We start from the raw sequence: 17,381 nt of genomic DNA, 5'->3' as shown, positions 1-17,381 counted from the left end.
AACTTAGGTTTTTACTGGAATAGCTGTGATTTTTAAGTAAACTTGTTATTTTAACAACAAAGTGTCTTTATAGCGAAACTATAGCAGGCATTTAAGCCACCTGAAACAGGAGCACTGTCATGGAGTTCAGCGTCAAAAGTGGTAATCCGGAAAAACAACGTTCTGCTTGTATCGTTGTTGGCGTGTTTGAACCTCGTCGTCTGTCTGGCGTTGCCGAACAATTAGACAAAGTCAGTGATGGTTATTTAAGCAATTTATTGCGCCGCGGAGACCTTGAAGGCAAATCAGGCCAGGTTCTGCTGTTACATCATGTCCCCAATATACTTGCCGAACGCGTTTTGCTGGTCGGTTGCGGCAAAGAGCGCGAACTTGACGAGCGTCAGTATCGCCAAATTATTGCCCGCACCATGAATACCCTGAACGAAACAGGCTCAATGGAAGCCGTCTGCTTTTTGAGTGAATTGCACGTTAAAGGCCGCGACACCTATTGGAAGGTTCGTCAGGCAGTTGAAGCTGCCCGGGCAACATTGTACAACTTTAATGAGCTTAAAAGTAAAAAAGAAGAACCCCGTCGCCCTCTACGTAAATTGGTCTTTAATGTCCCAAGCCGTAAAGAACTGGGTTTGGGAGAACAGGCTGTACAACATGCATTGGCCGTTGCTACTGGCATGGATATTTGCCGCAACGTAGCAAACATGCCACCGAACATCTGTACCCCCCGTTACTTGGCGGACCAAGCCAAGCGAATGGCCAGTAACTACGATAATTTGAGCGTTTCAACAGTTGAAGAAGCAGAAATGGAAAAGCTGGGCATGAATGCCTACCTGGCTGTTGGTCGTGGTTCAGAGCATGAGTCAGTATTAACGCTAATGCATTATAAAGGTGCTCCCGATGATCAGGCTCCTATCGTGTTGGTCGGTAAAGGTCTGACATTTGATTCCGGCGGCATTTCTATTAAGCCTTCCGCTAATATGGATGAAATGAAATACGATATGGGCGGCGCTGCTGGTGTGTTGGGTGCGATGCAAGCGCTCGCCGAGCTACAACTGCCCATTAACGTCATTGGCGCTGTCGCCGGATGCGAAAACATGCCGGATGGCAATGCGTATCGTCCGGGCGATATCTTAACCACCATGAGTGGTCAGACTGTTGAAGTATTGAATACCGACGCCGAAGGCCGGCTGGTGCTATGCGACACGCTCACTTATATCGAGCGTTTTGAACCGGAGTCGGTGATTGACTTAGCGACTCTCACAGGCGCATGTGTCATTGCCCTGGGGAGTCATGCATCGGCCGTTTTAAGTCAGCATAATCCGTTAGCACACGAGATCCTTAATGCTGCTCAGCAAAGTGGTGATAAAGCCTGGCGTATGCCGCTATGGGATGAGTACCAGTCAATGCTGGACAGTCCCTTTGCTGATATGGCCAACATTGGTGGCCGCGAAGCGGGGACGATTACTGCAGCGTGCTTCCTCTCGCGTTTCACTAAGAAATATCACTGGGCACATATGGATATCGCAGGTACGGCGTGGCAAGGCGGCAAAGACAAAGGTTCAACAGGTCGCCCGGTGCCCCTATTAACTCAGTTTTTAATTAACCGGTGCAGTGCTGAGGCTGCGGAATAAAATGCCGTCAGCTACTTTTTTCTTAATGCCGGATGAAGCTGAAGATAAGCAAAACTCACTTATTTGCGATAAGATAGCGGAATTGTATCGAAAGCATAAAAAGTTGCGGGTCTGGGCCCGCAATCAACAGCAGGCTGAAGCGTTAGATGAGTTATTGTGGCAGCAACCAAGTGATGCGTTTATTCCGCATAACTTACATGGTGAAGGCCCCGCGACCGGTGCCCCTGTTGAGTTTTGCTGGCCCGAAGCAGCCGCAGTAAAAAACCGGCCGGGGTACGCACTCTTTAACCTGGCAGAAGAAATTCCGGTACAAGCTCAGCAAAGCCAACAGCTGTATGACATTGTTCCAGCTGATGACAATGGCAAAAAAATAGCTCGAGAGCGTTACAAACATTACAGAGCGCGCGGTTGCCAAATGCACACCGAGCCCCTGAAATCCGAACAGAAGTAAGGTTACTATGGATAAAACATACTCCCCTGCAGCGATAGAACAAGATCTCTACCAACAATGGGAAGAGAAAGGCTATTTTAAGCCTTCCGGTAAAGGCGACTCCTACTCGATAATGATTCCGCCTCCTAACGTTACCGGCAGCCTGCATATGGGTCACGCCTTCCAGCATACTATTATGGATACGCTCACTCGTTACCAACGTATGGACGGCCTTAATACACTTTGGCAAGTGGGTTCCGACCACGCCGGTATCGCCACGCAAATGGTTGTTGAGCGCCAGTTAGCGGCTCAGGGACAAACGCGCCAGGAACTCGGCCGGGAGGCCTTCATCGACAAAATCTGGGAGTGGAAAGAGCAGTCCGGCGGCACCATTACTCAACAGATGCGTCGTTTGGGTGATTCTGTTGACTGGGATCGTGAACGCTTCACAATGGATGAAGGCCTTTCAGATGCGGTTCGTGAAGTCTTTGTGAAACTCCACGAAGACAACCTTATTTATCGCGGTAAACGCTTAGTCAACTGGGACCCTGCCTTACAAACAGCCATTTCAGATCTGGAAGTTGAGAACAAAGAGCAACAAGGCTCTATCTGGTACTTACGTTACCCGCTGGCCGATGGCGAAAAAACCGAAGACGGTAAAGAGCACTTAGTTGTAGCGACCACTCGCCCGGAGACTATGCTGGGTGACGTTTGTGTTGCTGTGCACCCGGACGATGAACGTTTCGGTCATCTGGTTGGTAAGCACATTAACTTGCCGATTGTTAACCGCCGCATTCCCATCGTTGCCGACCACCATGTTGACAGCGAATTCGGAACCGGTTGCGTAAAAGTGACCCCCGCACATGACTTTAACGACTACGAAATTGGTAAACGTCATCAAACGGGTATGATTTCAATTTTTGATGACACGGCACACGTAATGACAAAAGCGGGCCTCTACACCAGTACCGGTGAAGCACTTAGCGAACTGGACGGGTTTGATGGCACATTACCGGAACAATACGCAGGAAAAGAGCGATTTGAAGCCCGTAAGCAACTCATTACTGAGTTTGATGATCTGGGCTTACTGGAAAAAATTGAAAAGCACACCAACAAAATCCCTTACGGGGACAGAGGTGGTGTGCCAATTGAGCCACATTTAACCGATCAATGGTATGTTCGCGTTGAGCCTATGGCTAAACAGGCCACAGAAGCGGTCGAAGACGGTCGCATTGAGTTTGTTCCCAAACAATACGAGAACATGTACTTCAGCTGGATGCGTGACATTCAGGACTGGTGTATCTCGCGTCAGCTTTGGTGGGGACACCGCATTCCTGCCTGGTATGACGAGCAAGGCAATGTGTATGTTGGCCGTACAGAAGATGAAGTACGGCAGAAGCACAACTTAGGCGACACGCCGCTACAGCAGGACGAAGATGTGCTGGATACCTGGTTCTCTTCGGCACTGTGGACGTTCTCGACCCTGGGTTGGCCTAAAAACACAGACGACTTAAAAACCTTCCACCCGACCGACGTACTGGTAACAGGTTTTGATATTATTTTCTTCTGGGTTGCCCGCATGATCATGATGACCATGCACTTTATGAAAGATGAAGAAGGCCAACCGCAAGTCCCGTTTAAAAAGGTCTACGTGACCGGCCTTATTCGCGACGAAGAAGGCCAGAAAATGTCTAAGTCTAAAGGCAATGTATTAGACCCGCTGGACATGATAGACGGCATTAGTGCTGATGAGCTAGTCGCTAAACGGACAGCGAATATGATGCAGCCTAAAATGCGTGAGAAAATTGAAAAGCGTACTCGCAAAGAGTTCCCGGAAGGCATTACGGCTCATGGAACCGATGCGCTGCGTTTCACGTTAACCGCACTGGCATCGACTGGTCGTGATATCAACTGGGACATGAAACGCTTAGAAGGCTACCGTAACTTCTGCAATAAGCTGTGGAATGCCAGCCGCTATGTACTGATGAATACAGAAGAACACGACTGCGGTCTTGAGAGTGACGATATGTCCCTGTCACTGGCCGACGAGTGGATCATCGCTCGCTTTAACAGCACGGTAAAAGATTTCCGGCAGGCGCTGGATAGCTACCGTTTCGACCAGGCCGCAGCCATAGCCTACGAGTTTACCTGGAACCAGTTCTGTGACTGGTACCTCGAACTCACTAAGCCAGTTCTACAGAACGGTACTGAAGTGCAGCAACGTGGTACTCGCCATACCCTGGTCAATACGCTAGAGCAGTTATTGCGCCTGTTGCACCCGGTGATGCCTTACATTACTGAAACTATCTGGCAGCGCGTAAAACCACTGGTTGGTAATACTGATGATACTATCATGCTACAGCCTTTCCCTCAGGTTGAAGACAATGTCAGCCATCAGGCGATGCAGGACATGGAATGGCTAAAACGCGTTATTTTAGCCATTCGGAACATTCGTGGTGAAATGGACCTATCACCCAATAAACCGCTGCCTCTGCTGTTATCTAATGCCGATACCATGGCGAAAGGTCGTATCGAGAATAATCAAAGCTTTCTCAGCAGCTTAGCTAAACTCGAATCGATAGAGTTTATTGAAAGCGATAACGACGCACCAGCCAGCATGACGGCCTTGGTGGACACGTTAAAACTTCACATTCCAATGGCCGGATTAATTGATAAAGAGGCAGAGCTCCAGCGGCTTCAAAAATCCATTGAGAAAGCTAACAAAGAATGGCAGCGTTTAAACGGTAAGCTAAGTAACGACAACTTTGTCAGTAAGGCACCTGAAGCCGTTATTGCGAAAGAGCGTGAAAAGCTCGCTGAAGCAGAAACAACGCTGAAGCAACTGCAAGAGCAGCAAGACAAAATTAAAGCTCTGTAAATTTACATTCGTTTCGTAATCCCAAAAGCCCAAGTCATTTGATTTGGGCTTTTTTGTGCAATAATCTATTTTAATCAGACTCCCGTAGTAATAAATAGACAAGCTGGACGGAGAGCAACGATGACGATTTTTGAAGAATTAAGAACAGATCATAATAAACAACGGAAGCTACTCGAGTTATTATTGGGCACTAGTGGCAATGAGCCCGAGCGTAAACAATATTATCAGCAACTCAAAGTGCAACTTGATCAACACGCTGCGGCCGAAGAGCGGTATTTCTACAATCCTTTAATTGAAGACGATGCCACCATAGAAATGTCGCGCCATGGTATTGCTGAGCATCATGAAATTGATGAACTTGTTGAAACTCTTGAACAGACTGAAATGTCGTCCCCAGCCTGGCTTCAACACTTTAAAAACCTGCAGCATAAGGTTTTACATCATTTGGAAGATGAAGAACAAGGCTTTTTCCAACGAGCAGGCAAGGTGTTGAACGAAGAAGAGAAAGAGAAGCTAGGTAAAGACTATCGTAATATGATGAAAGAAAAGGGCTTATAAGCCAGGGAGAGGTTTATTCCTCTCCGTCATCAAACTCATCATCTTCAATTAGAGTTCCCCAACCGTCATACTCTACGCCACATTCGTCAGCAATTGCCGCTATTTCGCGAACTTGGCGGTTTAAAATATCCTTATCGAGCTCAGCATCAGTGACCGCCATAAACGCAAACCAGCGTTTACCACGATCATCGTCAAATTCGTCGGCATCATCCACATGATACCCCTGCTTAACCAGCTCAACGGCGGCCTTTTCAAGTTTAGTAAAGTCCTGACTTGCCAAGTGGTGTTCAATTTCATAAAGCAAATCGGTTTCTGCGCCATCAGCAATTAACGCTTCAACGGTTTCTTCACTCTGCATTAGCAAATCATTAAGATCTCGGCTCATAGTTTATCCTTTTCTGCCTGTTCCTGCTCAATACTTGCGTTTAATTGTTTAATTTTGTCATCCATCAATTGATGACAATGGCCACTTAACTCACGTAAATTTTCACGCTGATAATTGGCGATTCTTAACGGCTCAAGAAAGGCGACTTTCAATACACCATTGTTCCAGCGATTCATCTTTATCTTCCCGTGTAGCTCTGACACACAGACAGGAACGATATCTGCCTGAGCCCGAAAAGCGGTGTGAAAGGCACCATTTTTAAACGGCAATAAGCCACGCCCGTAACTTCGGGTCCCTTCCGGAAACATCCATACTGAAATATCACGCTGCTTTATAGCATCAGCGGTCTGTCCTATGGTGCCATGCGCCTTTCCGGCATTTTTTCGATCAATGAGGATGTTTCCTGAGAGCCAATAAAGCCAACCAAAAAAGGGGATCCAACGCAAACTCTTCTTGCCAACAGTGACCGTATTTTTTGGCAGCATCGCCGTTATTGTAAAAATTTCCCAGCTATTTTGGTGATTACAAATAAAAACATAGGGCCCACCCTTTTCAATATCAGGGTGACGACTGACTTCCAGCTTCATGCCAAGAACCCGTATCGCCCACCCAAAAATGTGAGCAAACCGGTAGGTGTTATTACGGTGAAAAGGGCGAACGATGCAGAACAAGCAACCGACCACACCAAACACAACAACGAAAACACCAAGAAACAACCATCGCAACAAGGCTAACATTCAAACTCCTCAATTAATCCTTGTTCTCTTCAACCACTATCTGGTCAACACGTTGTAATCCACGAGGGAGTTTATTACCACGACGTCCACGCTCACCATAATAGTGTTCTAAATCTGCAGGCTTCAAAGTAAGCTTGCGCTTGCCGGCAATAAGAGTAATAGCCTTATCAGCTGCCGCCGTCGCCAGTGCAACGACATACTCTTCGCGCGACTGCGCTCGCAGAGCCGGAATACTAATGAGCTTATTGCCTTTGCCTTTACTCAGCTGAGGCAGGTCCGCAACCGGGAAGACCAGCATCCGGCCTTCATTAGAAATAACAATTACTTTGTCATCGGCTAAGTTTTCCACTGAATTTGGCGGCAATATCTTAGCTCCTGTCGGCAGGCTGATAATCGCTTTACCATTTTTATTGCGGCTGACTAAATCACTGAATTGACCAACAAATCCATATCCTGCATCGGACGCCAGCAGCAAGTGACTTTCCTCTTTCGCCATGAGCACATGCTCAACGTTCTCCCCGGCCACTAAACTGAAGCGTCCGGTCAGTGGTTCGCCCTGACTTCGCGCTGAAGGAAGCAAATGTGCCTCACAGGAAAAGCTCTTACCAGAGGTGTCCAGGAAGACCACCGGCTGATTGCTTTTGCCTTCAGCAGAGGCCAGATAGCTATCCCCTGATTTATAGCTCAATTTGTCGCCTTCAATGTCATGCCCTTTCGCCGAGCGTACCCAACCCTTTTTCGATAACACCACGGTTACCGCTTCGGCTGGGGTTAAATCGCGTTCGCTTAACGCTTTGGCTTCAGAGCGCTCGACAATAGGCGAACGGCGCTCGTTACCATAATTCTCAGCATCAGCGAGTAGCTCTTTCTTAATTAATGTTTTCAAGCGACGGTCAGAGCCGAGTAAGGTTTCTAACTTCTCTCGCTCTTTATTCAGTTCGTCCTGCTCACCGGTTAGCTTCATTTCTTCCAGTTTGGCTAAGTGACGTAACTTTAATTCCAAAATGGCTTCGGCTTGTTTATCAGTCAATGCAAAACGACTTATCAACACGTCCTTCGGTTTGTCTTCGGTACGAATAATTTCAATAACTTCATCAATATTAAGGTAGGCAATTAACAAGCCTTCCAGAATATGCAAACGCGCAAGGACTTTATCTAAACGATACTGTAAGCGTCGGGTAACAGTGGTCTGACGAAACTCCAGCCACTCTTTAAGAATACCCACCAGAGGTTTTACTTTAGGTCGGCCGTCTAAGCCCAGAATATTAAGGTTAACCCGATACTGCTTCTCTAAATCCGTGGTGGCAAAAAGGTGGTTCATTAACTGTTCCATATCCACGCGATTTGAGCGTGGGACCACCACTAGGCGTGTCGGATTTTCATGGTCAGACTCGTCTCGTAAATCGGACACCAGAGGCAGCTTTTTCGCCTGCATCTGATGAGCTATCTGCTCTAGTATTCTTGCTCCGGACGCCTGATGGGGTAAAGCGGTAATAACGATTTCCCCATCTTCAATATCATAACAGGCACGCATTTTAATGCTGCCGCGCCCAGTTTCATAAAGCTTAACGATATCTTCAGAAGGAGTGATGATTTCAGCATCGGTTGGATAATCAGGACCTTTTAACAAGGCCATAATATCTTCAAGCTGACTGTTTGGCTTTTCCAGCAACAAGGCACAAGCATTGGCAACTTCACGTGCGTTATGTGGCGGAATATCGGTTGCCATACCGACGGCGATACCCGTCACACCATTTAGCAAAATATGCGGTAAACGTGCCGGCAGTACTTGTGGCTCTTTCATCGTGCCATCGAAGTTCGGGATCCAGTCGACCGTTCCCTGGCCCAATTCGCTCAGCAGTACTTCGCTGAATTTTGACAACTTCGCTTCCGTATAACGCATGGCCGCGAACGACTTAGGATCATCCGGAGATCCCCAGTTGCCCTGCCCGTCAACCAACGGATGACGGTAGGTAAATGGCTGCGCCATCAGCACCATAGCTTCGTAGCAGGCACTGTCCCCATGAGGATGAAACTTACCCAAAACATCGCCCACAGTACGAGCCGACTTTTTGTATTTAGCGAGTGCTGACAGGCCTAGCTCCGACATGGCGTAAACAATGCGTCGCTGCACAGGCTTTAAGCCATCACCAATATGTGGCAGTGCCCGGTCCATGATGACGTACATGGAGTAATTGAGGTAGGCCTCTTCGGTAAAGCGACTCAGTGGGCGGGTTTCTGTAACTTCCGTCGACATTCTGACTTCTCCTTGCTCACAAGTGCTTACAGTTCAGCCAAATCGGCCATGTTACCTTTGCTTTCCAGCCAGGTACGGCGGTCAGCAGCGCGTTTTTTAGCTAATAACATATCCATTAGCTCTTCCATTACTTCAGCATCATCAATGGTCAGTTGCACTAACCGACGAGTATTGGGATCCATGGTGGTTTCCCGCAGCGTCAATGGATTCATTTCACCCAAACCTTTAAACCGCTGGACATTCACTTTGCCCTTACGTTTTTCAGCTTCAATTCTGTCCAGAATGCCGCGCTTCTCATCTTCATCTAATGCGTAAAACACTTCTTTACCCACGTCGACACGATAAAGCGGTGGCATCGCGACAAAAATATGGCCATTCTCAACCAAGGGCCTGAAATGTTTTACAAACAAAGCGCACAGCAAGGTCGCAATATGCAAACCGTCGGAGTCGGCGTCAGCCAAAATGCAAATTTTTCCATAACGCAGTTTGTCTAAATCGACGCTATTCGGGTCTACTCCCACTGCAACCGAGATATCGTGAATTTCCTGCGAGGCTAAAATTTGTTCCGGATCCACTTCCCAGGTATTGAGAATTTTTCCACGTAGCGGCATTACTGCCTGAAAGTCTCGATCGCGGGCTTGCTTAGCAGATCCTCCAGCCGAGTCCCCTTCCACCAAAAACAACTCGCTGCGCGCCGTGTCCTGACTTGCACAGTCAGTCAGCTTTCCGGGCAACGCAGGCCCCTGAGTGACCTTTTTACGAACCACTTTCTTGCTTGCTCGCAAGCGTCGTTGTGCATTACTGATACAAACATCAGCCAGTAGTTCCGCCTGATCGGTGTGCTCATTCAGCCATAGACTGAAGGCATCTTTAACAACGCCAGAAACAAAACTCGATGACTGCCGGGACGACAAACGCTCTTTTGTCTGACCGGCAAACTGCGGATCTTGCATTTTCGTCGACAAAATATAACTGCAACGTTCCCAAACATCTTCTGGTGTTAGTTTTACGCCTCTGGGCAGTAAGTTGCGAAACTCACAGAACTCGCGCATAGCCTCGAGCAACCCTTGGCGTAACCCATTAACATGCGTGCCGCCGAGCGTTGTCGGAATAAGGTTAACGTAACTTTCAGAGACACCTTCCCCGCCTTCGGGGAGCCAGGTAACCGCCCAGTCAACGCCTTCAGTTTGTGAGCTAAAACTGCCGTCAAACGGCACTTCAGGCAAAGTCGGTACGTCTTTTACCGCTTCCACCAGGTAATCGGTTAAACCGTCCTGATAAAACCAGGTATCTTCGGTATCATCAATTTTATTGCGGAAGGTAATTGTCAGCCCAGGACAAAGCACCGCTTTAGCGCGCAATATATGCTTTAGCTTTGTGACAGAAAACTTTGAAGAATCAAAATATTTCGGATCGGGCCAAAAGTGCACTCGGGTACCGGTGTTTCTTTTACCGACCGTTCCGGTGACTTCCAACTCGCTGACTTTATCGCCATTTTCGTACGCCATTTCATACACTTGACCGTCGCGCTTTATGCTCAGTTCCACGCGCTTCGATAAGGCATTAACAACAGAGATACCAACACCATGCAAACCGCCCGAAAACTGGTAGTTTTTATTCGAAAACTTACCACCAGCGTGCAACTTGCTCATAATGAGTTCGACCCCAGGAACTCCCTCTTCCGGGTGGATATCGACAGGCATACCGCGCCCGTCATCCGTTGTTTCCAGCGACTGATCCTTATGCAAAATAACAAGCAGTGATTTGGCATGCCCCGCCAGAGCTTCATCGACACTGTTATCAATCACTTCCTGACCCAAATGGTTAGGTCGTGAGGTGTCAGTGTACATACCGGGGCGGCGCTGAACCGGTTCCAGCCCGTTCAGTACCTCAATGGAGTCGGATTTGTAGTCTGTCATGAGTCCCTGTTTTTATTATTGGCTCGATCCACGAAACGTGTGTGTCAATTTACCGCTAACTGCCACCTATTTGAAGTAGTGCGGCATAAATTTCTGAGCCATTTCGCTCAGCTTGGGCTGAATATGGCCTTGCTTGCGGCATAACGTCAACCAGTCAGCCAGGAATTGATTCACCTGGTGCTTTTCATCCTGATGCCGCATGTCGCGGTTAGGCTGCTGATAACGCGCCGCTAACCGGGTCACTCCCTGACTCGACGTGATCTCTGCCATACGCACATCATGGTATAACCTCACCGTCATTTTAGCATGCAGGTAATCAGCCCAGTTCGGCTTCAATTGTTCAATTTCAATATCTGAGGTATATCGCGCTTCACTGACACGGCGCAAATTAAACGCTAAGTTCTCACCAGCATAAATAGTAACCTGAGCTTCAGACTCAAGTTGAGACAGCAAGGGTAGCAAGCCAGCATAATTCAGTTCATTAAGTCGGTGCAATTCCGCAACGTCGACAACATAGCGCTGTTGCATAATAAAACCTCAGTTTTGTTCTAAATCAGAGAACACCTTATCACGATGTAACAATAACCATTGTAACCCAATTACACTGGCAGCGTTGTTGATTTCTTCACGCTCGAGCATGCCAATAACTTCTGCTCTGGGTAAAACATGTACGCGAATATCTTCATTTTCTTCAGCAAGCCCGCCAAAGCTGGCAGCCGCTTGACTGTCGACTTCAGCAACATAAATGGTTAGTTTTTCGTCCGTACCACCCGGGCTCGAATAATAGCTGGTCGCGTAAATTAATCGTTTCGCTTTTAGCCCCGCTTCTTCTTCCAGTTCCCGAGTTGCAACTTCTTCCGCGCTTTCATCAGCATCGAACATGCCTGCTACAAACTCGAACAACCAGGGGCCATTCATATTATCCAATGCGCCCGGCCGAAACTGCTCAAGAACCACCAGTTCATCTCTGACAGGATCGTAAGGAATCACGACAACAGCGTGGCCCCGCTCCATTAATTCTCTGTCGATGACCGGACTCCAGTCACCGGAAAATAAACGGTGTTGTAAAGAATAGCGATAAACCGACAAAAAGCCTTGATAAAGCGGTCTCTTTTCCTTTATTTTCACATCATCTCGTTTAAAACGAATTGTCATACTGATTATCCTTTGCTTGAGAGTAAACTCAGACAAACATTCTGTTACACTTGAGCGAATTCTGAAACCATGTTTTTCTTAAACTGTGTGCGCAAATCATTTACACTGGTAATCATTCAACGCTGTATGTAAACTAAGCGCAATCATTGAACAATTGCATGTCAAGTAACAGGAAACTGACTACCATGAAAAAGCATCTTTTGTCGGCTGCTGTCGGTCTGGCATTGACCACAGTCTCTTTTACGTCGAATGCTGAAGATTTGGCTCAAATTTACCGTTTAGCCGTTAATAACGACCCTGCTTTATTAAGAGCCGCTGCGGAGCGAGACTCAGTACAAGAAAATGTTGATATCGCTAAGTCAGGTTTCCTTCCTCAAATTTCGGGAGAAGCCGGCTACACAGAGTCAACCAGCGAATCGCCGCAGGTTTTCGAATCAGGTATTCAGGTTTACGACAGTGAAAGCACCGGTTGGCAAGCGGGGGTTACCCTAACTCAAAGTCTTTTTGACTGGAGTGTATGGAAGAACTCAGCCATTGCAGAAAAGCAGGCTTATCAGGCAGAGGTTGTCTACAGCAACGCCCAACAAAACTTAATGCTTCGCGTTGTTAACGCGTATTTTCAAGCGTTGCAGGCACGCGATGATTTAATGTTCGCGAAAGCAGAGAAAAAAGCCATCGCCCGTCAGTTAGAGCAGACCAAACAACGTTTTTCGGTCGGCTTAACTGCCATTACCGATGTTCACGAGGCGCAAGCTCAATATGACAGTGCAGTCGCTCGAGAAATTCAGGCGCGTAATGCGTTAAAACTCGCGATGGAAGGCATTCGTGAAATAACCGGACAGTATCCGCAAGATCTCGCAGCGTTGAACACGGAAACATTTTCACCCAGCAACCCCGTCCCTGACGATGTCGGCTTGTGGGTTAAGAAAGCCGAGAACGCCAATTTAAGCCTCATAGAAAGTAAAATTCAGGTTGAAATTGCAGCACAGCAAATAGAGCTGCGCCAGAGTGGTCATTATCCAACGGTTTCACTTCGGGCGAGTTATTCGACCAGCGATAATGAACGTACTTTTGGTAACGAAAACGGCGAGCAAACGACCAATTTGCCGCGTCTTGATAGCCACTCAATTGGCGTAAACCTCAGCGTGCCTATTTTCTCGGGCTTCCGAACCTCATCTGAAGTGACTCAGGCACGTCATAACTATGTGGCCAGTAGCCAACAAATGGTACAGACACGCCGTGATGTAGAGCGTCAAGTTCGCAGTGCGTACTACGAAGTTACCGCTTCTATTGCCAGCATTAATGCATTTCAACAAGCCGTTGTCTCTGCAGAAAGTGCACTAAAAGCAACAGAAGCCGGATTCGAAGTGGGTACCCGGACTATTGTTGATGTGCTGAACAGTACACGTAACCTTTACGACGCAAAACGCAACTTGTCTGAAGCCCGTTACGGTTACATTCGTCAGGTACTGAGCCTTGAAGAAGCTGCAGGTCAATTGCAGGCAAAAGACTTGCTGGCAATAAACAGCAGCCTGTCTGAAAGCGCGGAAGGCACAGCGGCAGATTAACTGCCCCGACCAGGGCATCGCTGACTACAAGCGGTGCCTTCTTTCGATTAATCTATGTTACTATCCGCGTTAAATTACGAATATTAAGCGGCATCCGTTGTGATCGAACCTCCCAAGTTTAAGTTCTATTTTTTACACCCTAAGTTTTGGCTTACCTGGCTGGGTGTTTTTGTCCTGTATACGGTTTCATGGTTACCTTACCGGTTACAACTCGCTATGGGCCGTGGCTTGGGCTTACTATTAAAAAAAGTTATGCCGCGACGTGTTGGAATTGCACGAACCAACTTAAAACTTTGTTTCCCTGAGTACAGCAACGACAAAATTGAAGCGTTACTGACGGAAAACATGAAAAACACCGGAATCGCCTACTTTGAAGTTGGCATGGCCTGGTGGTGGCCCAACTGGCGTATAAAGCGCAAGCTGCACGTGCATGGGGAAGAAAATCTCCGTCAGGCACAAGACGATGGTAGTGGCATTCTCTTGCTACTGTTTCATTTTCTCAGTCTGGAAGTTCATGCCCGTCTGCACGGATTCGTAGAGCCTGCTGTTGGCTTATATCGACCGCATAATAACGCCGTTATGGAGTTTCTTCAGACCCGGGGCCGCGGACGCTCAAATAAATATATGATCCAGCGACGTGACGTTAAAGCAATGATGGCCGCACTAACTCAAGGGGATATTGCAGGCTACCTGCCTGATCAAGATTACGGCCGCCGTCGTGTCGAGTTCGTTAAGTTTTTCCAGGTCCCGGACGCCTCAACGACATTAGGCACCATGCTGTTTGCCCGTCACCCTAATTGCAAAGTGATCGTGAGTCGTTGCGTCAGACGGGATGATGGCAGTGGATACGATCTTCATTACGATGCGCCACTTGAAAACTTCCCAAGTGGCGATGACAAAGCAGATGCAGAGCGAGTTAATCGCCTAGCCGAAGACGCTATACGCAAAGCGCCTGAACAGTACCTCTGGGTTCACCGTCGATTTAAGACTCGCCCCGATCCGGACATGCCAAGCTACTATCAGTGATCGACCAATAAATGGTTCCAACAACTCAGTACCGCCTGGCGCTCAGCGTCCAGGTTGTGCTGTTCCAGCAACTGCTCTCCCTGCAGCGCCAGCGAATGACTTTCACAACGAAATATCCGGAAAGCATTAATTAAATTCTGCGCATCCACATCCGACAATAGATGCAACTGCTGAGCTTCGCTTAGCAGCCGGATGTTATCGCTGTATTTACAAAGCTCGGGGTGCTGATTCGCATAACGTAAAACTAAATATTGGGTAATAAACTCAATATCGGCTATGCCGCCGGGATCTTGTTTTAAATCAAACATCTTGCTGTTGCTTTGGGTTAAATGCTCGCGCATTTTTTCGCGCATATTAACAATACTCTGCCGTAATTCCTGTTCATCCCGGGGTTGAGATAAAACACTACGTCGAATGTCCATCACCGTATCCCGCAACGCCGGTACGCCAAAGACAGGCCTGGCACGAACAAGCGCTTGTAGCTCCCAAGTCCAGGCATCTTCCCTTAAATAACGAGCAAAAGAGGAGACCTGAGTAACCAGCAGCCCTGCCTGGCCTGAAGGGCGTAAACGTAAATCAACGTCGTATAATATTCCGGCCACGGTCCGGGTGGTGAATAAATGCAAAATCCTCTGTGCGAGTCGCAAATAGAACTGTTGAACTTCAATAGGTCGTTGACCGTCGGTTTGTCCTTTATAATTGGCATCGGTTACAAAAACTAAATCAAGATCGGAGCCGTAACCAAGCTCCTGTCCGCCCAACTTACCATACGCCAGTACGGCAAACCCCGTGTTATCAATGCTGGTTCCCTCTGGCTTGCCATGGCGTTGGGTCATCTGTTGCCATGCCATCCCAACCACCTCCGCAATAATTGCTTCGGCAAGCGCACTAAGATGATCGCTGACATTGATTAGTTCTAAAACACCACTGATATCCGCTGCTGCTATTTTTAGTTGCAGGGCCTTCTTTGCCTGACGCAGAGCATCCATTTGCGTCTCTAAGTCCTGTTCAGGAATACGCACCAAATACTCTCTTAACACGGCGGCATAATCTTTTGATTCTGGCAGACTGTAAAGTTGCTGAGGATCAATCAATTCATCAAGCAGAATAGGGTGTCGTGCCAATTGTTCTGATATCCAGGGGCTTGCCATACACAGTTTACAAAGCTGCTCACGGGCACCGGGGTTTTCTGCCAATAATTCGATATAAGCGGTGCGGCTCATCACTGCCTTTATAATGGACAGCAGTCTTTCCAGCAGACGTTCCGGGTGCTGGTGCTGAATCGCATGACGCAGCATCATAGGCATCAACCTTGCTAATGCAGAACGTCCCCTTGGCCCAGAGCTGCGACGTCGGCTTTCTTGTCGAAAGTTTTGAATCAGTGTCCACATAGCCTGAGGTTCATCGACACCTTCACTTTCTATGATTTCTATCGCCGCGTCGTCGTCCAGCATGTCTTGCCATAAAACTTGCAAGCCTTGTTCGTCCTCGTCCTCCTCAGACTCCTCACCGACTACCTGCTGAAATTCGGCGTGAATACGCGCCATACATTGGTCAACTTTAGCCTGCAGGCTTTGCCAGTCGGGTTCATCCAGCATTGCGCATAAACGAGCGCGATCCATCTCCTGCGTTGGTAACTGTTGAGTCTGCTGATCATCCATTTGTTGCAGGCGGTGCTCAATAACGCGCAAGTATTCGTAGTCTTCTAATAGCTGATCCGCCGCTTGTTGCCCGACTAAATCTAACTTAGTCAGCTCAGCCATTGCTTTATAAACCGAGCGTGTTTGCAGTGACTTTTCCTGACCGCCGCGGATCAGCTGATGAGCCTGAACGATAAATTCAACTTCACGAATACCGCCAGCACCCAGTTTGATATTATTTTTCACACCTTGGCGACGCGTTTCCTGAGTAATTAATAACTTCATTTTTCGCAACGCTTCAATCGCGCCAAAATCGATGTAACGACGATAAACAAACGGCCGAATCAGTTGCTGAAAGGCCTGTTGATATTGCTCAGCGGCGCCAATCATGCGAGCTTTAACCATGGCATAACGTTCCCAGTCGCGCCCCTGTTCCTGGTAATAATGCTCAAGTGCGTTAATACTGGCCACCAGCGGGCCTGACTGGCCGAACGGCCTCAGTCGCATATCCACCCGAAAGACTTGGCCTTCTGCTGTGGTTTCGTCCAATAAACCAATAAGCGATTGCGCGAGCCTCTTGTAAAACACACCGTGCTCTAAGTTACGACCCGGACCCTGTGTTTCGCCTTGCTCTGGAAACGTAAAGATCAGATCAATATCGGATGAGAAATTAAGTTCCCTGCCCCCGAGTTTCCCCATGCCAATAACCAAAAGAGGCATTAATTGCGCATTCGAATCAAGTGGCTTTCCATGGCGATCAATAAAGCGCTGAAACAGCCAGTCCAAGCTTCTGCTTATTGCGGCATCAGCAAATGCACTGTAATGAACCAGTGATTCTCTTAACGATATCTGCTGCAACATATCGGCGGCTGCCAGCTTCGCCATCCAGCAGTGACGAAGTTGACGCAAGCATTTTTTAGCCTCATCTTCGCTATTTAGACCTCCAAGAGCCTCACTAATAAGGTCACCATAATTATCAGCCTCAGGCAGTTTGATTTCTGTACCGCTGCCGATAAAGAAATCTTTCATTAGAGAGTCAGGATAACTTTCCGCGACACGCCCGATAAATGAACTGACAGCAACTAAAGCTCTCAACATCTGTTCTTGCTCATCGGTTAGAGTGATATTGCTCGCCACGTCTTGATATCGTTGCCACGCCGTTTCACTATCACGCATTAGGTCTTCATTGGGAGACAGCATAAT

13 protein-coding genes are annotated in these 17,381 nt (G+C 47.8%); 6 read left to right on the top strand and 7 right to left on the bottom strand.

Features of this window, described 5'->3' with window-relative positions:
* Window positions 1-119 precede the first annotated feature (119 nt).
* The 4 genes from pepA (at window position 120) to RBK99_RS05560 (ending at window position 5,491) form a co-directional block, all read left to right on the top strand.
* Complete coding sequence (gene pepA / locus RBK99_RS05575; RefSeq protein WP_317503655.1) at window positions 120-1,625, top strand: leucyl aminopeptidase; 1,506 nt, start codon at window positions 120-122, stop codon at window positions 1,623-1,625.
* A 1-nt stretch (window position 1,626) separates the two neighbouring features.
* Window positions 1,627-2,076 (top strand): DNA polymerase III subunit chi, encoded by a 450-nt coding sequence (locus RBK99_RS05570; protein WP_317503654.1) that lies wholly within the window; start codon window positions 1,627-1,629, stop codon window positions 2,074-2,076.
* Window positions 2,077-2,083: 7 nt separating this feature from the next.
* Window positions 2,084-4,933 carry a valine--tRNA ligase gene (locus RBK99_RS05565; RefSeq protein WP_317503653.1) on the top strand — a complete coding sequence of 950 codons (2,850 nt, stop codon included), beginning with the start codon at window positions 2,084-2,086 and terminating at the stop codon, window positions 4,931-4,933.
* A 120-nt stretch (window positions 4,934-5,053) separates the two neighbouring features.
* Window positions 5,054-5,491, top strand: a complete 438-nt coding sequence (locus tag RBK99_RS05560; RefSeq protein WP_317503652.1) for a hemerythrin domain-containing protein — start codon at window positions 5,054-5,056, stop codon at window positions 5,489-5,491.
* A gap of 13 nt (window positions 5,492-5,504) precedes the next feature.
* Here RBK99_RS05560 and rraB read toward each other — a convergent pair whose 3' ends face one another.
* From rraB to RBK99_RS05530, 6 genes are all read right to left on the bottom strand, one after another.
* Window positions 5,505-5,876, bottom strand: a complete 372-nt coding sequence (gene rraB / locus RBK99_RS05555) for a ribonuclease E inhibitor RraB (RefSeq protein ID WP_317503651.1) — start codon at window positions 5,874-5,876, stop codon at window positions 5,505-5,507.
* Window positions 5,873-6,613, bottom strand: a complete 741-nt coding sequence (locus tag RBK99_RS05550) for a 1-acylglycerol-3-phosphate O-acyltransferase (protein ID WP_317503650.1) — start codon at window positions 6,611-6,613, stop codon at window positions 5,873-5,875. The genes rraB and RBK99_RS05550 overlap by 4 nt, the downstream gene beginning before the upstream one ends.
* A gap of 13 nt (window positions 6,614-6,626) precedes the next feature.
* Window positions 6,627-8,870: a DNA topoisomerase IV subunit A gene (gene parC / locus RBK99_RS05545; protein ID WP_317503649.1), complete on the bottom strand. Its 2,244-nt coding sequence runs from the start codon at window positions 8,868-8,870 to the stop codon at window positions 6,627-6,629.
* Between the two features lie 26 nt (window positions 8,871-8,896).
* Window positions 8,897-10,789, bottom strand: coding sequence for a DNA topoisomerase IV subunit B (gene parE / locus RBK99_RS05540; RefSeq protein ID WP_317503648.1), 1,893 nt, complete (start codon window positions 10,787-10,789; stop codon window positions 8,897-8,899).
* A gap of 66 nt (window positions 10,790-10,855) precedes the next feature.
* Window positions 10,856-11,317 (bottom strand): DUF1249 domain-containing protein, encoded by a 462-nt coding sequence (locus RBK99_RS05535; RefSeq protein WP_317503647.1) that lies wholly within the window; start codon window positions 11,315-11,317, stop codon window positions 10,856-10,858.
* Between the two features lie 9 nt (window positions 11,318-11,326).
* Complete coding sequence (locus RBK99_RS05530) at window positions 11,327-11,944, bottom strand: NUDIX domain-containing protein (RefSeq protein WP_317503646.1); 618 nt, start codon at window positions 11,942-11,944, stop codon at window positions 11,327-11,329.
* 185 nt (window positions 11,945-12,129) lie between these two features.
* Here RBK99_RS05530 and tolC point away from each other — a divergent pair, with 185 nt between their 5' ends.
* Window positions 12,130-13,512 carry an outer membrane channel protein TolC gene (gene tolC, locus RBK99_RS05525; RefSeq protein ID WP_317503645.1) on the top strand — a complete coding sequence of 461 codons (1,383 nt, stop codon included), beginning with the start codon at window positions 12,130-12,132 and terminating at the stop codon, window positions 13,510-13,512.
* Between the two features lie 99 nt (window positions 13,513-13,611).
* A complete protein-coding gene (gene lpxL / locus RBK99_RS05520; protein WP_317503644.1) occupies window positions 13,612-14,538 on the top strand; it encodes an LpxL/LpxP family Kdo(2)-lipid IV(A) lauroyl/palmitoleoyl acyltransferase in 927 nt (308 codons plus the stop codon).
* Here the strand turns inward: lpxL and glnE are convergent.
* Complete coding sequence (gene glnE / locus RBK99_RS05515) at window positions 14,532-17,378, bottom strand: bifunctional [glutamate--ammonia ligase]-adenylyl-L-tyrosine phosphorylase/[glutamate--ammonia-ligase] adenylyltransferase (RefSeq protein ID WP_317503643.1); 2,847 nt, start codon at window positions 17,376-17,378, stop codon at window positions 14,532-14,534. The two genes, lpxL and glnE, sit on opposite strands and share 7 nt — an antisense overlap.
* Between the last annotated feature and the right edge of the window lie 3 nt (window positions 17,379-17,381).

Origin of the sequence: Idiomarina solivarensis (genome assembly GCF_033052755.1) — a bacterium.
Taxonomy (GTDB): Bacteria; Pseudomonadota; Gammaproteobacteria; order Enterobacterales; family Alteromonadaceae; genus Idiomarina.
The sequence above is the reverse complement of the archived record's forward strand: the minus strand, read 5'-3'. Positions and strand labels throughout refer to the sequence as shown.

Bases quoted from the DNA above. Each gene is read 5' to 3' on its own strand.
- tolC (WP_317503645.1), top strand. From the start codon at position 12,130: ATGAAAAAGCATCTTTTGTCGGCTGCTGTCGGTCTGGCATTGACCACA.
- RBK99_RS05570 (WP_317503654.1), top strand. From the start codon at position 1,627: ATGCCGTCAGCTACTTTTTTCTTAATGCCGGATGAAGCTGAAGATAAG.
- RBK99_RS05565 (WP_317503653.1), top strand. From the start codon at position 2,084: ATGGATAAAACATACTCCCCTGCAGCGATAGAACAAGATCTCTACCAA.
- parC (WP_317503649.1), bottom strand. From the start codon at position 8,870: ATGTCGACGGAAGTTACAGAAACCCGCCCACTGAGTCGCTTTACCGAA.
- RBK99_RS05560 (WP_317503652.1), top strand. From the start codon at position 5,054: ATGACGATTTTTGAAGAATTAAGAACAGATCATAATAAACAACGGAAG.
- rraB (WP_317503651.1), bottom strand. From the start codon at position 5,876: ATGAGCCGAGATCTTAATGATTTGCTAATGCAGAGTGAAGAAACCGTT.
- parE (WP_317503648.1), bottom strand. From the start codon at position 10,789: ATGACAGACTACAAATCCGACTCCATTGAGGTACTGAACGGGCTGGAA.
- RBK99_RS05530 (WP_317503646.1), bottom strand. From the start codon at position 11,944: ATGACAATTCGTTTTAAACGAGATGATGTGAAAATAAAGGAAAAGAGA.
- pepA (WP_317503655.1), top strand. From the start codon at position 120: ATGGAGTTCAGCGTCAAAAGTGGTAATCCGGAAAAACAACGTTCTGCT.
- RBK99_RS05535 (WP_317503647.1), bottom strand. From the start codon at position 11,317: ATGCAACAGCGCTATGTTGTCGACGTTGCGGAATTGCACCGACTTAAT.
- glnE (WP_317503643.1), bottom strand. From the start codon at position 17,378: ATGCTGTCTCCCAATGAAGACCTAATGCGTGATAGTGAAACGGCGTGG.
- RBK99_RS05550 (WP_317503650.1), bottom strand. From the start codon at position 6,613: ATGTTAGCCTTGTTGCGATGGTTGTTTCTTGGTGTTTTCGTTGTTGTG.